Raw genomic sequence first — 17737 nt, 5'->3', positions numbered from 1 at the left:
CGTTGCCGGATTCTTCTTTAGCAGGTGGGTAGTTGCCTGAGATCAACGTTGCCCCGAATTTACCCCATAGCCACTTTTGCTAACAAAACAAACCCTGTAGGCCTTAAGCCGTTACCCCAGCCGCTAGCCCTCAGCTTTTAGCTAACCAGCCCTTAATACAAACCGCTAGCCCTACATGGAACAAAAAAACCATTACGTCAATTGGTTCAGAGCCTCATCGCCTTATATCCACGCCCACCGCAACAAAACGTTTGTGGTTGCGTTTGGTGGCGAAGCCGTGCTGGCGGACGATTTCCAAGATCATGTCCATGATTTTGCTTTGCTTAACAGTTTAGGTATCCGCCTAGTATTGGTGCATGGTATCCGCCCGCAAATTGATCAGCGTCTAAAGGACGGTCCGCCACCGCGTTTCCATAAGCATCTGCGCATCACTGACGGGCCGGCTTTACAGTGCGTCAAAGAGGCGGCAGGCTTAGTGCGGGTCGAGATTGAAGCGTTGCTGTCCTTGGGCTTGGCGAATTCGCCGATGGCAGGGGCAAAAATTAAGGTGGCCTCCGGCAATTTTGTGACCGCCAAACCGCTAGGGGTTATTGACGGCATCGATTATTGCCACACCGGAGAGGTGCGCCGGATTGACAGTGAGGCCATCCACCAGCAACTCGACCAAGACAATGTGGTGCTGATTTCGCCGATTGGCTATTCGCCTAGCGGGGAAATCTTTAACTTATCCGCCGAACAGGTGGCGACGGCGGTGGCGATTGCCTTAAAAGCCGAAAAACTGATTTTTTTGACCGAACAGAACTGCGTTAGTCCCGATAGCGGCGAACAGCTCCAACAATTGACCAGCTCTGAAGTGTCAGGATTGCTGGAGCGGCATCCTGACCTACCCGAAACCATCAGCCAGCCGCTGAGGGCCGCCCGCCATGCTTGCCAATCGGGCATTGCGCGGGTACATCTGATTAACCGTTTCCAAAACGGCGCCTTGTTGCTGGAATTGTTTACGCGTGACGGTATCGGTACGCTCATCAGCTCGACCCCGTTTGAGGAATTGCGCCCGGCCACACTGAATGACATCGGCGGCATTTTAGAGCTGATCAAACCGCTCGAACAACAAGGTATTTTGGCAAAACGTTCCAGAGAAAAAATCGAGATGGAAATCGGCGATTATCTGATCATCGAACGCGATGGCCTAGTCATTGGCTGTATTGCCTTACATGCGCATCTGCAACGCCATTTTGGGGTGCTGGCTTGTCTGGCCGTACACCCGGAATACCAGCGTTCAGCCCGCGCTAACCGTCTGTTAGACTATGCTTGCCGCAAAGCCAAGCAGTTGCACTTAAAAACCTTATTCGTCTTATCGACTCAGACTGCACATTGGTTTATCGAACGGGGCTTTACGGCTTCGGATGTTGATAGCCTGCCTGAGCCGCTTAAGGCGCTTTATAACCCGCAAAGAAATTCCAAAGTTCTTTGTAAAGACCTTGAATAGCTCTAATGATGACATTAGCCACCGAATGCCTGTCAATATTGCAATTATCCGACACCCATATCCTTGCCAGTTCCGATGCGACGTTGCTGGGCGTGGATACGGCATATTATTTTCGGGCGGTTTTGGCGCGGGCTTTTGCCGACCATCCCCGCTTTGATCTGATTATGCTTACGGGGGATTTGGCGCAAGACCCCATCAGCCCCAGCTACCAATATCTTTTACAGCATATCAGCCAGTACGGTGTCCCCACGGTATGCTTGCCGGGCAACCACGACGATTACGCCCTGATGCAGCGCGTTCTCAATACTGAACTGGTCAGTTGCCGTAAACAGGTGCTGTTGGGCAATTGGCAAATCATTAATCTGAACAGCCAAATCATCGGTGAAGAAGGCGGCTATTTAGATGCCGGAGAACTAAGTTTTTTGTCGGCAAGCCTTAAGGCATATCCTGACCGTCATGCCTTAGTTGCCGTCCACCACCATAGCTTGCCCACCGAAAGCTATTGGATGGATACTATGATGATTAGCAATAGCGACGCTTTTTGGGCAATCCTCAAAAGCCATCGGCAAGTTAAGGCACTGGTAAACGGCCATATCCATCAAGAGATGGAGGCGCAAATAGCCAATGTGCGTATCCTCGGCACGCCTTCGACCTGTTTCCAATTTAAGCCAAAAAGCCTAGGTTTCGCCCTAGATGAAACGTCTCCCGCCTACCGCCATTTGCAGCTCTACACGGATGGCCGCATCGCCACCCAAGTCAAGCGTCTCCCCGAAGCCTTGGTCGGCTTGCAACATACCCCGCATGGCTATTAAAGCCAACCAATCCCATCGGACGTATTGATGGCCTTGCCAAAAAAGGACGTTTGGTAGGGTTTATTCATTGGATTTAACAGAGCCATAAGTTGATAAATACCGTATTTATCCGCATCAATGCGACAATGGCCTTATCTATAATTTTTACATAAAGGACAACATGAGCAGCCAAACCCATGAACACCAACCTTCTAACGGGCTGATGGCCCTGATGTTGGGGGCTATCGGGGTGGTGTACGGTGATGTCGGCACTAGCCCCTTGTACACCATGAAAGAAATTTTTAACGGCCCCCATGCAGTAGCGGCCACACCGGAGAATATCCTCGGCATCTTGTCGCTGATTTTCTGGTCGCTGATTATGGTGATTTCAATTAAATATGTGCTGTTTGTCATGCGCGCCAACAACCGTGGCGAAGGCGGCATTATGGCGCTGATGGCCTTGGCTTTACGCCACCGTAACCAGCAACGCCAGCGCAATGTCATTATTGCCCTGGGGTTGTTCGGTACGGCGTTGTTTTATGGCGACGGCATTATCACGCCGGCGATTTCCGTGTTGAGTGCGGTGGAAGGCCTACAGGTTGCCGCTCCGGGTTTAGAAGCCTATGTTTTGCCTATTACCATTATTGTACTGATCGGTTTGTTTATGTTCCAAAGCTATGGCACTGAAAAAGTCGGCCTGTTATTCGGGCCGATTATGTTGGTGTGGTTTGGCGTGCTGGCCGTCATGGGTGGCCTGAGCATCAGCCAAAACCCGGCGGTGCTGGAAGCCTTAAACCCCTTGTACGGGCTGCATTTTTTTCTTGAACACGGCTGGCACGCCTTTATTGCCTTGGGTGCGGTGGTGTTGGCCTTAACTGGCGCGGAAGCGTTGTATGCCGATATGGGGCATTTCGGCAAGCGTCCGATTCAATTGGCCTGGTTCTCGCTGATTTTACCCGCCTTGGCGGTCAATTATTTTGGCCAAGGTGCTTTGATCTTGCGTGACCCGACCGCCATCCTTAACCCGTTTTACCTGTTAGCCCCATCTTGGGCAATGTATCCTTTGATCGGTTTGGCGACTTGCGCCACCGTCATCGCCTCGCAAGCGGTCATTTCGGGGGCGTTTTCCATTACTAGCCAAGCCATGCAAATGGACTATATCCCACGTATGCAGCGGGTACATACCTCAACCGAAGCCATCGGGCAAATTTATGTGCCGACCATGAACCGGACACTGTTGCTATTGGTCATTTGTACGGTGCTGGGTTTTGGCTCTTCCGGCAACCTCGCCGCCGCTTATGGTTTGGCGGTGACGGGCACCATGATGATCACCACCTTGCTGACGCTGATTGTCGCCCTAGATAGTTGGCAATGGCAGCCTAAATGGGTCTATCCGCTGGTAGCAGTATTTTTAGTGATAGACAGTGCCTATCTGGGGGCCAATGTCTTGAAAATCCCCCAAGGCGGTTGGTTTCCCTTGCTAATTGGCGGGGTGTTGTTTTTGCTGATGTCCACTTGGCGGCAAGGCCGTGAGGTGGTTACTTATCACTTGCAAAAAGCCGCCATGTCCTTAACCAAGTTTATTGACAGCCTCAGCGCCAAGCCGCCGCTGGCGCGTGTACCCGGTACGGCGGTGTATATGAGTGCGCGTAACCTGAGTATGCCCCATGCTTTGCAAATTAACTATGCCCACAACCAAGTCCTGCATGAACGGATTGTGCTGTTGACCATCGCCACCGAGGATGTGCCGACCCTCTTGGACAAGGAACGCGTCGACATTGACGCATTGGCGCAGGGCTTTTATCGCGTGACCGCCCGGCATGGTTTTATGGAAACCCCTAACGTACCGAAAATTCTCGGTTTATGCCGTCTGCTTGGTTTGGACATTGACATGGCCAGTGCCTCATTTTTTATCGGTAAAGAAACCCTCATCCCTTCGGATAAGGCCGACCTGAACCCTTGGCAGGAGAAAATATTCCTGTTCATGTTCCGTAACGCTTCTTCGCCTATTCAGTTCTTTAAAATCCCACCGGAGAGGGTGGTTGAGTTAGGGGTGCAGTTTGAGGTGTAGGGTAGTTTTTGCTGACAACGCTTATCCCATCAACCCAAATCCATAGCGCAACAACTCCCCGCCTTGCTGTTTTAGCCATTGTCGTTGGCTTTGGTAGCCGGGCAGGTGTTCGGCGACTAAGGCCCAAAACTGCGCCGAGTGGTTGCGGATTTGGATATGGCACAGTTCGTGGACGACAACATATTCCAGCACCTCCGGTGGGGCCATAATCAGCAGCCAGTTGATGTTGATGTCGTTGTGTATGCCGCAACTGCCCCAGCGGCTTTTTTGGGTTTTAATCAATACTGACTGCGGGATGAGCTGTTGGGTGGCGGTATGGCGCTCTAGTGCTTGGCCGACGTGTTGGCGGGCTTGTTGTTTGAGCCATGCCACTAAGGCGGGTTTTAAGGCGGCGCTATGGGCTTCTGGCGGTAAGTGGGCGGGGATTTGCGCGGTCAATTCGCCGTTGAAGCTGATTTTGACGCGCTTATTGGGGTAACGGACAAGGCGGAGCGGGTATTGGCCGCCCCGATAGGGGATAGGTGTGCCTTCGCCGTAGGTGGCGGGTAACGGAAAGGCGGCAGGGCGGTTGTTACCTGCGACTTTTTGCCGGGCTTGTAGAATCCACTGTTGTTTGTCGTTGACGAACTGGTGCAGCAGGGCTTCGGCAACTTTGGGCGGCGCGACCACTTCGATTTTGTCAGGGGTGACGGTAATGCGCATCCGGCTGACCCGTGGGCTACGGCGGATGCTGTAGGAAAAAGGTAAGTTTGCCATAGTGGTATAGGGTTGTCGGTGGCTATTGGCCTGCTGCCATTACGTTAATATTGCCGCCGTTTCCCAAAGCCGAAGCTTGGGAAACGGTGTCCGCGTTCTTACGCCGCTCCGTCTTTGGGCGGCTCTACTGCAACGGGGGCGGCAGGGGCTTTGCGCCATAAGCCATTACTGGCAAAACAGCCCCAGCCCCATTTTAGCCAGTTTACCAAGGACATTGCCAGCCATAACGACCAGGCTAACATCAGCAGGCGGTAGGCGATAAGCGGTAAGGAGACGATAGAAGCTTGCGGTACTTGCGCGGCACTGCGGTCTTGGTACCAATTGAGGTTAGTGGCAGTGGAGCCGTTGCCGGTGATACGCATATCGGGTGAGTTTAACAAGCCTTGCGCGACCGCGCCGAACAAGACGGCTAAGGCCACTAGCGTGGTGAGCACCACTAGCACTTGCACGGCGTTAAAGTATCGTGTTTGCGTTGTTTGCCCGTGCCGCCAACCCAGCAATACCAGCCAGGCGATGACGATGCCTGCGGTTGCCATCGGCACTTGGCTGAGGCCGAGCAATAACAAAAACCATTGCCAATGCCGCAAGGGCGTTAGGCGGATTTTATCCAAGCCTAATGCCACCATAAGGATAACCAACAACACGCCCCAAAATAACACCGCCGGCCCTAAGGTGGGGCCGGCTACCCATAATACCCACCGCTCGGCACCTAAGTTAACGGTCAAGCGGCTGTTGACGCTGGGCAGGCCTAAATCTACCGATGGTGTTTTAGTGATAATGCCTAGCGGTTGTTCGGCTTGCCAATGCAGTTCGACCTCTTGCTGGCCTGGGGTGATCGGTAGGGTTAATTTACGGCCTTGTGAGCGTAAGGGTTGGCTTTGCCCGTTGATGGTTACAGATTGTAAAGCCGCCGTTTCAGGTAAGGTTAGCGTGTGCTGTCCGCCTTGTGAGCTTTTTAGGCGCAAACGTAACGTCACTGTCTGTTGCCGTTGCCCAGGGGTAAGATCTAATTGGCTGTCGTCGATGGTTAAGGTTTGGCCATTGACGGCTTCGGGGCGGGTAATGCGCAAGGTGACGGTTTCGCCCGGCCAAGGCCGCCATTCCGGTTGCCATTGGTCAATGAAGGCGCTATGGATAGGGGCGATACCCTGGCTTTCCAAATGCCAGATGGGGCTGGCATCGACGCGCCAAACTTCTGTCCATTGCTCGGTGGCGGGTGCGGTCAGCATCAGGGTCGGGATACGCGCTAAAGTCGATTGCCACGTCAGTTCGCTGTCTTGCGCCGCCATATTGACTTCGACGGCATTGTCTTTAACGTGTATGCCGGCACTGCTGACCGCTTCTCCGGGTAACAGGCCGATTTTTAACAGTACAGCACTGCCGGGCGGTGACTCGCGGACGACGCGGGTCTCAACACGCCAATCCAAGCCCAGTTGCACTGTCCGTTCGACGCGGATAAATGCGGGTAAGGGGCCGGTTTCGAGGGGGTGAGTTTTCCCGTCGGTGCGTTGCGGGGCGGTACGGCTAAATTGTAACTGGCTGTCCGCTACGCCGTCGTCTTGGAGGCCGACCACTTCCCAACCCGATTTGTCCAGCACGACCCGTTTGGGTTTTAACGGCAAGGGCAAGGTGAATTGGCTTAACAAGGGCGGTGTGCCGCGTAACACGACCCGATGCCCGCCCGCGTTTAAGTGCATCCATAGGCTGTTGTTATCCCGGTACAGGGCAGTGGCAGGTGCGCCGTTATCTAAAACCTCATGCGGGAACCATTGACCATAGTCGGCGGGCAGCGGCAACAGCACCGAAGCGGCGGTGTGGATTTGTAAGGTGATCTCCAGGTGTTCTTCGTCCAGACGCATCTGCATCTGCGGAATATCGGCACAATTGGGCAAGCAATCGGGTTTGTCTACCGCTTCCAAACGGGTTTTTAATTGCTGCAACAGCGCGTCACTGGGGTAGTCGGCATAGCTGTCAGGCGAATGGCTCCCTAATAGCAACAATAGCAGCAAGCCTACGCCAGCGGGCGACAGTGTCCGCCAGCGGGGTGGTTTGGGGAGGATTTTATCGGCGACCCCGAACATCAGCAAGGCCAGTACCGCGACGAATAAGACGCGTAAAAAATTCAGCAAGGCGGTTTGGCGCGGCGACAAATACCATAAGCTGAGCTGTTGTTGGCTAGTGACCGCACCGTTCCATGACAAATGCACGGTATGCCATTGCCATTGCGGCAGGCCGGGGCCGGTTTGCACTTTGGCGGTGGAATCTACACGTTCGAAAGGGGGTAGGGCAGATGGGGGTGCGGCATCCGCCATCATGGGTTTTTTGTACATCGTATCGTACCGACTTAAGCTTTCTTGTACTGGAGAAGGGGTGGCGGCCGATTTGGGGGAGGCTAGCATTTCAACCGTTTGTCCATGGGCTTCCAATTGCGGGTACCAGCCGTTATGGACTTGTTCGGTCATAAATGGCAAGGCTTGTAACACTAAAGCCAGCCAGCCTATCAGGCGGTAGCCTTGTAGCACCCGCCGAAAGTTTAAGAATTTATCTTCGGGCAAGGCCTTAAGCAAGGCCGTTGCCGCCAAGATATGCAGCCAAACGAATTGCGGCGCGTGGGGTTCTTGCCAAATCAGCACCAAGGCCACTAAGGCCAATGCCCCCCAATAAGGTTGCCACAGTTTGCCGACCGCCACTGCCGCGCACAGCACCAAGAACCAATCCAATAGCGTCCAACGCCATAGCCAGCAGTCCGGCACATTATCAACACCAAAAGCCGCTAATAGCCGCCAACCGGGCGGCAGGTTCAGTTCGGCTTCGGCCTGTTGAAAGTCTTGTTCCCAACCGACTGCGCCCAACTCGCCAATATTGCCGATAATCCGGCTGTCGGCTTGCAGATCAATCCCACCTGGGCGCACTTCCACGCCTTGTTTATCGCTGCCTGCTTGGCGGGTAATTAATAGGTCTTGATGGTTTAGCGTGGCTTTGCCAAGCTGGTTGGACGCTAAGGTGTTTAAGCGCCAGTCCCGCGCCATCGTGCCTATGATCGTATCATGGGCGGTATAGCCGCCGCCATCAAAATCCAGCCATAATTTCCGTTTGATAACCAATTGGTTGGCATCGGGTTCTGGGTCGCCGCGCCGGATGACTTTAACCCCCATCGCTTGTCCGGCTTTAATGCTATAGGCGGGCAAATGCTGCCATTCTTCCGGTACATTGTTTTGGCGGGTGTCTATGGCGGGCAATTGCTCTATTTCGACCACCCGCACCTCTGGGTCAGCTTGGAATAGCCAAATTTCTGAGGCGGGCCAGTCGGCGCCGATGGCGGGGAGGGGCAAGTTAGTCAGTTCGCTGACGCTACGCGCGGTCAGGTCAATTTGCCAGTGTCCGGGGCGTAGTTGCAGCAATAACTGCCCGTCCGCTTCCAGCCGTGCAGGCAGGGGACTGTCTAAGGTCAGTGGGATAAAGCCGTCAAGCAGAGGCTTAGGTAGTTTTAACTCGCGCTGTTCGCCCGCCACATCTAAGATGATACGGGTAATAGCTTGCATAGGCACACTGTCGGTAAAGTGGCGGAAGACTTGGATGTCGAGGCTATTCTGGACGTTATCAGGCTTTTTCTGCCCGCTTTCGCTGTCTTTTAGCCATAATTGGCCTTCGCGTAGGGTTGGGGTGTTAATGGCCTCGCCGTTAATGCTGAGCTGAATTAAGCCCGTATCGGCAGGTAGGCTTAGGTTGTCGGGGATGCGCTCCCAGAAAAACTCGCCAGTAATCTGATAAGTGGACGGCGGCTGTGCGCCTGCCAATAATTTGATGCTAGGGATGCCTTCCCTATCCATCACCAAAGCGGTTTGCTTATTGACCATGACGTTTTGCGGCCAATGTGCGGCATCGCCGGGTAAACCCACCCAAACGTCTTTATAGACCTGCCAAGTGCTGGTGAATTGGCCTTTTTGGGCGGATAAATCAAACTGGATGGCGGTCGGCCACAGGCAGCGTTTTTGTTCGGGATCGGTATATAAAAACGGGCAGTTACCTTCGGGGTTAGGCTCCGAGACCCACGCTATCCAGGGCTTGAGGGGATCAGGGACTTGCTCGTGGCTGAGCGGCTTGGCGCTAACCAAAGCGGCAGATAAACCGAGACTGAGACAGATTAACCAGACTAGCCGTTGCATGGGTTGCTCCCGAAAGTAATAGTGCCCAACAATACCACGAAGTGCCGGGCTTGTACAAAAGATGGGGATTGTGGGCGTTAGCGGGATTGCCCAAATGGCAGGCAAGACGTTTATAACTGGCTACAACGGCGGCAGAGGCCGTGTACTTCAATGGCTTTGCTATGGGCGGAAAAGCCCGCTTGCCGGAATTCTTCGGCCAAGACCTGCATAACCCCCGCTGCCATACGTTCTTCAACTTGCTCACATTGTTTGCAGATTAATAACAACTGTTCATGCTGATGCCCCGAACAACTGCAACCGACAAAGGCGTTTAGGCTTTCGACCCGATGGATAAGGCCTTGGGCGAGCAAAAAATCCAAGGCGCGGTAGATGGTCGCCGGTTTGGCGGCGGCTTGTAAGGGTTTGATCCGGTCTAGCAGCTCATAAGCTTTGACCGCCTTATGGCTTTCCCAAATCAAAGCCAAGACCTGTTGGCGGATGGCCGTCAATTGTACGCCCCGCTCGGTGCATAATTGGTCGGCAATTTTTAGGGCATCATCGACACATTGCTGGTGGTTATGGGCAAGCGTATCAGTATGGGGAGGCGGTTCGGCAGGTATGGTCATGGGTACGGCAAGCAGTTAAAGGACAGATGTTATAATATAACTGATGGCACACGCCGTCTATGACAGGCGGGAAAAAGCTTTGCGGGGAAGGGGATAGGCGAAAGCGTGGGCGGCAGGCCATAATGGCCTGCCGCCCACGGCAGTACCGATAAGCGGCTTATTTAGGGAAGTTAAATAAGCTGGTCAAGTCGCCAACAGCGGGTTGGTTGGCAGGCAGGTAAGGGTTTGGACCGGCGACTGGGTTAGGCAGGTTGTCACGGCTACGCGCGGACAAAGGGCTTAGGCTCCAGTTATATTCGATAAATTTCAAAATTGACGCATGGTCGTGATAAACATGGTCGACATAGCCTTTTTTCGCATAAGGCGATACCACTAACAAAGGAATCCGCGGGCCGTCGCCGAAGAAATCCAGGTTTTGGATCACGCCGCTGTCGAAATAACCGCCACCTTCATCGGTGGTGACGATAATCGCCGTGTTTGCCCACAAGGCGGGTTTGGCTTGGACTGCCGCTACTAAATCGTTGATAAACAATTCATAACGCACGGGCGCAGAATAGCCGGGATGGCCGCTGACCAAGTTTTTCGGCACCACGAACGACACGGCGGGTAAGGTTTCTTGGTCGATATCGGCTAAAAAGCTGTCCATACCTTGCAGATGTGCCCGCAAGGCTGGGGTATTAACCACATTGGCAGAAGCGTTGTGCGGGTCGCCAATGCTGTTATAAACTACTGCACGCATGGTATCCAGGGTTTTGCTGTCAACAATTTGGGTGCGGGTCGGCTCAGGAATATAAGTCGGCACTAAAGAGTTAACGTAAGCATGGATGGTGGGGTACAGGTCGTCATTCAGCAAGTCGTTGGCATCACGGCCTGCGGTATACCATTTCCAACTGACATCCTTGGCGGATAAGGCTTCGCCGATAGTCGGCACAGTTTGCGGCGGATACACAAATTTATCCGCACCCAAGGCTTTGGCGGTGCCATCGACGTTATACGGTACGTCATAGTTATTGACCAGATAATACGCGCCGTTCGCGCAATTGCTGGCGCGGTTATGGGCGTTTAAGATCCGCAAAATGGATTTGACCCCAGGTTGGTTGGCATCGGAGCAATTAACGTAAGAGCCGCCTGCATAGCCGTCTTGGGTATAGAAATTGTCCGTACCCGCTTGTGGGTTGGGGTTTTCGATTTGGTTGGCAGGTGGTGCGGTTAACACGCCGTTGGTGTTGTAAACCGCTACGTCGGCAGTCGCGATGGAGAAAAAGTTCGCTCCTGTGCCGCCCATAATCGCTTGGTGGTAGTTATCGCTTAAGGCGTAGTTTTGCGCCAGTTGCTTAAAGATCGGCGCGTCGCCTTGCGACATGTTAAAAAAGCCCATCAGCTCGCCGCCTTGTTGGGAGTCAGCGGCAGTGGGGCCGCCTGCGCCGTTGTCGCCACCTAGGCCGACGGTGTTGGCTACCCAAGTGAACAGGCTGTGGCTGCGGTTAGTGCCGCCAGTTTGTTGCCACATTTGGAAAAAGCGATGCACTGGGTCGCCTGTTGCCGACCCGGCAGAACCGTAAGGGACGTATTTGGTGATTTGGAACGGGCCGTTAGGCAAGTCGGCGGGAAAACGGGCATCGGCAATGGGCGCGACGTTTTGTAAGGTTGCCGGATCCAGGATGCCGGTTTGGTAGGGTTGCGGTAAGGTCGCATAAGGCGCCCCTTGCACAGGTCTGGCGGTATAGTGGTCGCTAGGGTTGCTGGCTTGGAGCTGCATCGCCTTGGCAAAGTTTGGGCCGGGGGTGCCGTCAGCGTTAATAATGCCGCGTGACAATAAGTTTTTTATGGTTTGGCCTTTGGCTGGCTTATAAGCGCCAAACAAAGCATCAAACGTGACATTCTCGCCGACCACGACAATAACGTGTTGGATAGGTGTCACAGGTGCGGCGGCTAACGCGGCCCCGCTGTTGATCGCGGCAGCTACCCCTAGCGCCAACGCCGAATAAAAAAATGCGTTCTTACCGTTCATTAAAATAAGCCCTTATCAGTTAGGTTGAAAGACGGATAGTTGGATTACACGTCTATTGGTAATCCCAATAAGGATGACAGGCATTTGTTACCCGCTAATGACAGCGGCTGCTCTAGGCGCATCAGCACTTGGGCATCGCGGCCATAAAGCTGGTGTTTTTTGCTGGTATCGCTATATTAAGCACTTGGCAACCGCGCATCGTTCGGGTGCGGACAGATGATTTATAAGCCGCTATTTAAAATAATTAACGTAGATTCAGCGGGCTACGGACACTAGAGAGAGGATAAGTTATGTACAAAATGATGACAGTCGCCTTTATGGCTTTATTGGCGATGGGCACTGCCCAGGCCACCGAACATCACAGTGGTCATGGCGGCGGTGCTATGGGTGGCGGTGGCGGCGGCGGGGCTTGTATGAAGCCTAAGCTGGCGAAATTTTTTCCTGAGAACATGGCCACGGCGGCACCGGAAAGCGAAATTTCTTTTGTGGTGATTAACATCAATCACCCTGACCAGATTGAAGTCACTATTAAAGGCATTGAAGTGGAGGCGCAGGCGGAATTTAAAGACCCGTTCTATCTGGTCAAAGCCAAGTTGCCTGCCAGCTTGCGTAACACCGTCGCGCGTATCAATGTTAAAGTTAACGCTAAATCGCCGCATTGCGAAAATACTGCCGGGTGGCTGGTGAAAATCTCCGAATAAGGTGCAAGGCCTGCGCGGGTACGGATACCGTGCAGGCTTACAGCGGACTGCAATAGTCTTCAGCCTTGGCCGAACTTAGGGTGGGGCGGCGGCTTTAAACGGGCGAACGCCTACTTTTCCTCAAAAACCGGAAACAATCCGCAAATCGGCAAAAAATCCGCCGCAATTAGCGCACACGCCGTAAAATAGCGCATCCTGACTTTACCTACGAGCGTCTTATGTCCGAACAACCCGCATTTAAGCAATGTGCCGCTTTTTGTCTCGCCCAATCTTTTGATATTAGCGCGTTGGCGAAAGTGATTTCGGAAACCACCCTGATCCGCATCATTAAAGGGGCTTTGCTAATTGAAGACAACCACTCGTGGTCGGTGGTGTTTTCTTATGGTGCGGTGGTGCATTGGAATGTCAGCAATGAGCAACAAAGCAAGCTGCACCATCTGCTGTTAAACAATGCCGAAAACCCCTTGCAGGCGGTGGAAGAGGATAATTTTACCTTTGAATTGGAATGCCCTAGCACCCGCATTATCGAAGACCATATCGAAGTCGAGTCTTCCGACCCTATCCTGCTGTTTTCGCTCTCGCAAGGCATGGCGCAATCCATTAAGCTGGCTTCGTTCGAGACCAATGCCATCACCACCATTAACAACACCAACTACATCCCCAAATCCTTGGCGGAAAACGGCAGCATCAAACTCAGCCGCCATAAAATCGCCAAAATCCGTGGCCAGTTGTTTTTGACCAAAAGTGACATCATCCTCAATTATGATTTGCTGGACACCCCGGATTTCTTTTGGGAATACCCTGAATACGAGGAATATTACAGCATCACCGCCAAATATCTGGAAATTGCCCCGCGCACGAGAGTCTTGTCGAAAAAACTGGAAACCATCCATGAACTGTTTGAGATGCTTGCCGATGAACAAAAACACCGCCATTCGTCGATATTGGAATTGATTGTGATCGGCTTGATTGCGTTTGAGATTGTTATGACCTTGCTAGGGAAGCTTTTTTAATAGCTTGCCAAGCGTGGACATAACCCTGGTTTATTTACTGAAACGGCTGCTGTTGCCGCCTGCCAGCTTGTTGTTAATGGCGGCGGCTGGGCTGTGCTTGCGCCATTACCGTCTCGGTATGCCGTTGACGGTGCTTAGCTTGGTGTTGCTGACGCTGTTAAGTTTACCCATGGTCAGTAAGCTGCTTGCTGATGCTGTGGAAAGCTATCCGGTGTTAAGCACCGATGCACTGAAGGCTTTTCAGCCGCAGGCCATTGTCGTGCTGGGGGGCGGTAGCCATTGGGGGGCGGAATACCAGCAGCCGGAAACGGTGAATGCCCCGACCTTGTTACGCCTGCGCTATGCCGCGAAACTGGCGCGGGCGACCCAGTTACCGATTTTGGTGGCAGGGGGCAAGGTCTTTAGCGAATCCGCTTCGGAAGCGCACAGCATGGCGGCAGTTTTGCAAAACGAATTCAATGTGCCTGTAGCTTGGCAAGAAACCACCAGCCATAACACCGCCGAAAACGCCTTGTATAGCCGGGCGTTGTTGCAAGCTCAGGGCATAGACAAAATCCTCTTAGTTACCCAAGCCTACCATACGCCCCGTGCTGTCCGTGCGTTTACCGAAGCGGGTTTCCAAGTCTTAGCCGCCCCGACGGCCTTTATCGGTCATACTGTGCAAGCGTCGGTACTCAGCTACGTCCCCTCAGCCAAAGCCTTTGAACACTCGTGTCTGGTGCTGCATGAACTGTTGGGGCTGTTATGGTATCGGCTCAGTTGACCGCCCTTTTTTCCACTTAGCCCTTTTGCTTATCCCTAATCATGCTTAGCTACCGCCACGCCTTCCATGCCGGCAATTTTGCCGATGTCCTCAAACATACTGTTTTAGTCCACTGCCTACGTTATTTGGGACAAAAAGACAAAGCTTTTTGCTATATCGATACCCACGCGGGGCCGGGTGACTATACCTTAACCAGCGATTATGCCCAGCAAAACCGCGAATTCGACGACGGCATAGGCCGCTTATGGCAGGGCAGTAATTATCCCGCCTGTATCACTGATTATGTGCAGTTGGTCAAGCAATACAACACCAGCCCCGCACTGACCCACTATCCTGGCTCGCCGTGGTTCGCCAAAACCCTGTTGCGTCCCCAAGACCGCCTGTGCCTGTACGAGTTGCACCCCACCGAACAGCGTATTTTGCAGAAGACGACCAGCAAAGACCGCCGCATCACCGTCTACCCGGACGATGGCTTAAAACTCGCCTACGGTCTGTTGCCGCCGCACGAACGGCGCGGTTTGGTGTTGATCGACCCGTCTTATGAGCTAAAAACCGACTACGAGCAAGTGGTGGATACTTTAGTGAAAATGCACAAGCGTTTTGCCACAGGCACTTACGCGCTGTGGTATCCGGTCGTCAGCCGCCGCCGCAACCAGCTTTTAGAGCGGGCATTACAACGCACGGGCATTGCCGATATGCACTTGTTTGAACTGGCGGTAAAACCGGATTCGGAAACGCCGGGTATGACGGCTTGCGGTATGATTGTCATTAATCCGCCGTGGACATTGGCCGCGAATATGGCCGAGGCTGTGCCTTGGTTGGCGCAGATGCTGGGGGATGATGGGGCAGGCGGGTATCGGGTGGAGGTTTTGGCTGGGGCGTAGTGCAAAAAGCTAACAGAGTGTTGCTAGGTTCTTATGTTGGGCGGTTCAAACCACGGGCAGCCCAACTTATGGTTTTACGCATCGGTAAAACCCTGCCCATAAAAAAAGCCCGCATTATCAATAATGCGGGCTTTTTCAACGTTACCGTAACCGGGGTTAAGATTAACGTTTTGAGTACTGTGGACGTTTTCTCGCTTTGTGCAAGCCGACTTTTTTACGTTCAACAACACGCGAGTCGCGGGTTACATAACCTGCTTTGCGTAAGGCTGGGCGTAAGGTTTCGTCGTATTCCATTAAGGCGCGTGTCAAGCCTTGACGGATAGCACCTGCCTGGCCTGATGGACCACCGCCTTTAACAAGGACGTTGATGTCAAAATTGCCGACCATATCAACGCACTCTAAAGGTTGACGGGATACCATCTGGTCGGTTTTACGGCCAAAGTATTCTTCAATCGCTTTAGCGTTGACGGTGATTTTTCCGGTACCTTTTGTTGCGTAAACGCGCGCTACGGCACTTTTACGACGACCTGTTCCGTAATACTGAGCTGCTGCCATGGTTTACTCGCTTATAATTCTAAAACTTTAGGCTGTTGTGCCTGATGTTCATGTTCTGGGCCTGCGTAAACTTTAAGCTTTTTGAACATTGCGCGGCCTAGTGGATTTTTAGGTAACATGCCTTTAACGGCAGTCGTAAGAATGCGGTCTGGGAATGTTTTTCTTAACTTACCTAAGCTGACGGTCTTAAGATTGCCGATATAGCCTGTATGATGCTGATACAGCTTATCTTTTTCTTTAGTTCCGGTGACACCTATCTTTTCGACATTGACGACGATGATATAATCGCCGGTATCGACATGGGGTGTGAATTCTGGTTTATGTTTGCCGCGAAGACGACGTGCAATCTCAGAAGCAAGGCGACCTAGCGTCTTTCCTTCTGCATCGACTACGTACCAATCGCGTTTTACTTCTGCTGGTTTTGCACTGAATGTTTTCATCGTTACTTAGTCTTTCTGTAAAGCCTCAATAAAAGACTGACAATTTTACTGGACATTACGGGTATTTACAACGTTTATTTGTAAAAATAAGTCCAGCTACGTTTAATCAGCCGTGGTTCCTAGAGTTTGATGTTTAAGGAATGAAGTTTGCGGTAGAGATGGGTGCGCTCCATGCCGACGGCGGCAGAGAGTTTGGCGACGCTGCCGCCAGTGCGCTCGAAGTGGTATTCCAGATAGGCTTTTTCAAAATGGTCGCGGGCTTCTTTCAGCGGCAGGTTGAAAAAGTCCGGCACTGACGAGGCGGTGCCGCCGATGTCACCCATGACCGTGCCTAGGGCAGATTTGACCTCTTCCAATTCAATATCTTCACCAACGCCTAATATCATTAGCCGTTGCACCAAGTTCTTTAGTTCGCGCACATTACCGCGCCAGCCGTAATTACGCAAGAAGTTTTGCGCGGCCATCGAAAAACGCCGGAACGCGAGCTTGTCTTGGTTGACGAAATAATCGACGTAAAAGCCCAGCAGGGCGGGTACGTCTTCACTGTGGGTGCGCAGCGGCGGGATTTCGATGGTGACTTCGTTCAGCAGATAGTAGAGGTCTTGCCGGAAGCGGCCAGATTTAACCTCTTCATCCAGGCTGATGCGGGTGGAGGCGACGACCCGGACATCGACGCGTACGGCTTCGCTGCCGCCGACCCGCAGGAAAGAACTGGACTCTAGGGCACTGAGCAGGCGCAATTGGGTTTCTTTGTCCATGCCGGCAATTTCGCCCAAGAACAAGGTGCCTTTGTGGGCGCGTTCCAATAAGCCCGGATAAACTTTGCCGCCGCACTCTTTGCCAAAAAATTCGACAGCAGAGTTTTCCGGCGAGATGCTGCCTACCGCGACATCAATAAACGGGCCGTCGCGGTGGGCGCTGTTATTGTGCAGAAAACGGGCGTACAGCTCTTTGCCTGTCCCCGCTTCGCCGACGAACAGGACGCGGGCATCATGTTGCGCCAAGCGTTTCAGTTGGTCTTTGGTGCGGGCGACGGCGGCGCTTCTGCCGACGGGTTCTATGTCTATGGCCGCGCCCTGTCTAAGCCCGGCGTTTTCGTGTTGCAAATAGCCTGCTTCTAAGGCGCGTTCGACGATCAGCAGCAGTTTTGCCATGGACAGGGGCTTTTCCAGGTAGTCATAAGCACCCAAGCGGGTCGCTTCGACGGCGGACTCCACCGAACCGTGCCCGGACATCATCACCACGGGGCAGGTGAGGGTGTCTTCTGCCACCCATTCTTTGAGCAGGGTAATGCCGTCGGTGTCGGGCATCCAAATGTCCAGCAGGATCAGGTCAGGGTTGGTGGCGGCCTTAAGTTGCCGGGCGGTGCCGGCATCTTCCGCCATAGTAACTTCGTAGCCTTCATCTTCAAGGATTTCGCTAACGAGGCGGCGGATCTCCGGTTCGTCGTCGACGACTAATAAACGGGGTGTCTGTATGTCCATCATGACCT

Annotated in this window: 14 protein-coding genes; 7 read left to right on the top strand and 7 right to left on the bottom strand. The window is 53.1% G+C overall.

Going from position 1 to position 17737, the window contains the following annotated elements; genetic code table 11:
• The first annotated feature begins 175 nt into the window (after positions 1-175).
• From argA to CEK71_RS13835, 3 genes are all read left to right on the top strand, one after another.
• Positions 176-1489: an amino-acid N-acetyltransferase gene (gene argA, locus CEK71_RS13845; RefSeq protein ID WP_088619940.1), complete on the top strand. Its 1314-nt coding sequence runs from the start codon at positions 176-178 to the stop codon at positions 1487-1489.
• 5 nt (positions 1490-1494) lie between these two features.
• Positions 1495-2301: a 3',5'-cyclic-AMP phosphodiesterase gene (cpdA, locus tag CEK71_RS13840; RefSeq protein WP_332455518.1), complete on the top strand. Its 807-nt coding sequence runs from the start codon at positions 1495-1497 to the stop codon at positions 2299-2301.
• Positions 2302-2461: 160 nt separating this feature from the next.
• Positions 2462-4351, top strand: coding sequence for a potassium transporter Kup (locus tag CEK71_RS13835; protein WP_088619938.1), 1890 nt, complete (start codon positions 2462-2464; stop codon positions 4349-4351).
• Between the two features lie 21 nt (positions 4352-4372).
• Here the strand turns inward: CEK71_RS13835 and CEK71_RS13830 are convergent, their stop codons facing one another.
• The 4 genes from CEK71_RS13830 to CEK71_RS13815 form a co-directional block, all read right to left on the bottom strand.
• Positions 4373-5107 (bottom strand): M48 family metallopeptidase, encoded by a 735-nt coding sequence (locus tag CEK71_RS13830; RefSeq protein WP_088619937.1) that lies wholly within the window; start codon positions 5105-5107, stop codon positions 4373-4375.
• A 98-nt stretch (positions 5108-5205) separates the two neighbouring features.
• Positions 5206-9273 carry a hypothetical protein gene (locus tag CEK71_RS13825; protein ID WP_088619936.1) on the bottom strand — a complete coding sequence of 1356 codons (4068 nt, stop codon included), beginning with the start codon at positions 9271-9273 and terminating at the stop codon, positions 5206-5208.
• A gap of 110 nt (positions 9274-9383) precedes the next feature.
• On the bottom strand, positions 9384-9878 hold the full coding sequence (locus CEK71_RS13820; protein ID WP_088619935.1) for a transcriptional repressor: 495 nt from the start codon (positions 9876-9878) through the stop codon (positions 9384-9386).
• 157 nt (positions 9879-10035) lie between these two features.
• Positions 10036-11889 carry an alkaline phosphatase family protein gene (locus CEK71_RS13815; RefSeq protein WP_088619934.1) on the bottom strand — a complete coding sequence of 618 codons (1854 nt, stop codon included), beginning with the start codon at positions 11887-11889 and terminating at the stop codon, positions 10036-10038.
• A 290-nt stretch (positions 11890-12179) separates the two neighbouring features.
• Between CEK71_RS13815 and CEK71_RS13810 the strand changes: the two genes are divergently transcribed.
• The 4 genes from CEK71_RS13810 to CEK71_RS13795 all read left to right on the top strand — a co-directional run bounded on the left by CEK71_RS13810 (position 12180) and on the right by CEK71_RS13795 (position 15250).
• A complete protein-coding gene (locus CEK71_RS13810; protein WP_088619933.1) occupies positions 12180-12590 on the top strand; it encodes a hypothetical protein in 411 nt (136 codons plus the stop codon).
• 218 nt (positions 12591-12808) lie between these two features.
• Positions 12809-13603 (top strand): RMD1 family protein, encoded by a 795-nt coding sequence (locus CEK71_RS13805; protein WP_088619932.1) that lies wholly within the window; start codon positions 12809-12811, stop codon positions 13601-13603.
• Between the two features lie 13 nt (positions 13604-13616).
• Positions 13617-14366 carry a YdcF family protein gene (locus CEK71_RS13800; RefSeq protein ID WP_198328242.1) on the top strand — a complete coding sequence of 250 codons (750 nt, stop codon included), beginning with the start codon at positions 13617-13619 and terminating at the stop codon, positions 14364-14366.
• A 41-nt stretch (positions 14367-14407) separates the two neighbouring features.
• The gene (locus CEK71_RS13795; RefSeq protein WP_088619931.1) at positions 14408-15250 is read left to right on the top strand and encodes a 23S rRNA (adenine(2030)-N(6))-methyltransferase RlmJ; all 843 of its coding nucleotides are present in this window, start codon (positions 14408-14410) and stop codon (positions 15248-15250) included.
• Between the two features lie 162 nt (positions 15251-15412).
• On the opposite strand, the gene rpsI is transcribed toward CEK71_RS13795, so the two are convergent.
• From rpsI to CEK71_RS13780, 3 genes are all read right to left on the bottom strand, one after another.
• The gene (gene rpsI / locus CEK71_RS13790) at positions 15413-15805 is read right to left on the bottom strand and encodes a 30S ribosomal protein S9 (RefSeq protein ID WP_088619930.1); all 393 of its coding nucleotides are present in this window, start codon (positions 15803-15805) and stop codon (positions 15413-15415) included.
• 11 nt (positions 15806-15816) lie between these two features.
• Positions 15817-16245 carry a 50S ribosomal protein L13 gene (gene rplM / locus CEK71_RS13785; protein ID WP_088619929.1) on the bottom strand — a complete coding sequence of 143 codons (429 nt, stop codon included), beginning with the start codon at positions 16243-16245 and terminating at the stop codon, positions 15817-15819.
• Between the two features lie 119 nt (positions 16246-16364).
• Complete coding sequence (locus CEK71_RS13780; RefSeq protein WP_088619928.1) at positions 16365-17729, bottom strand: sigma-54-dependent transcriptional regulator; 1365 nt, start codon at positions 17727-17729, stop codon at positions 16365-16367.
• Between the last annotated feature and the right edge of the window lie 8 nt (positions 17730-17737).

Origin of the sequence: Methylovulum psychrotolerans, from assembly GCF_002209385.1 — a bacterium.
GTDB classification, from domain to species: Bacteria; Pseudomonadota; Gammaproteobacteria; order Methylococcales; family Methylomonadaceae; genus Methylovulum; species Methylovulum psychrotolerans.
The sequence above is the reverse complement of the archived record's forward strand: the minus strand, read 5'-3'. Positions and strand labels throughout refer to the sequence as shown.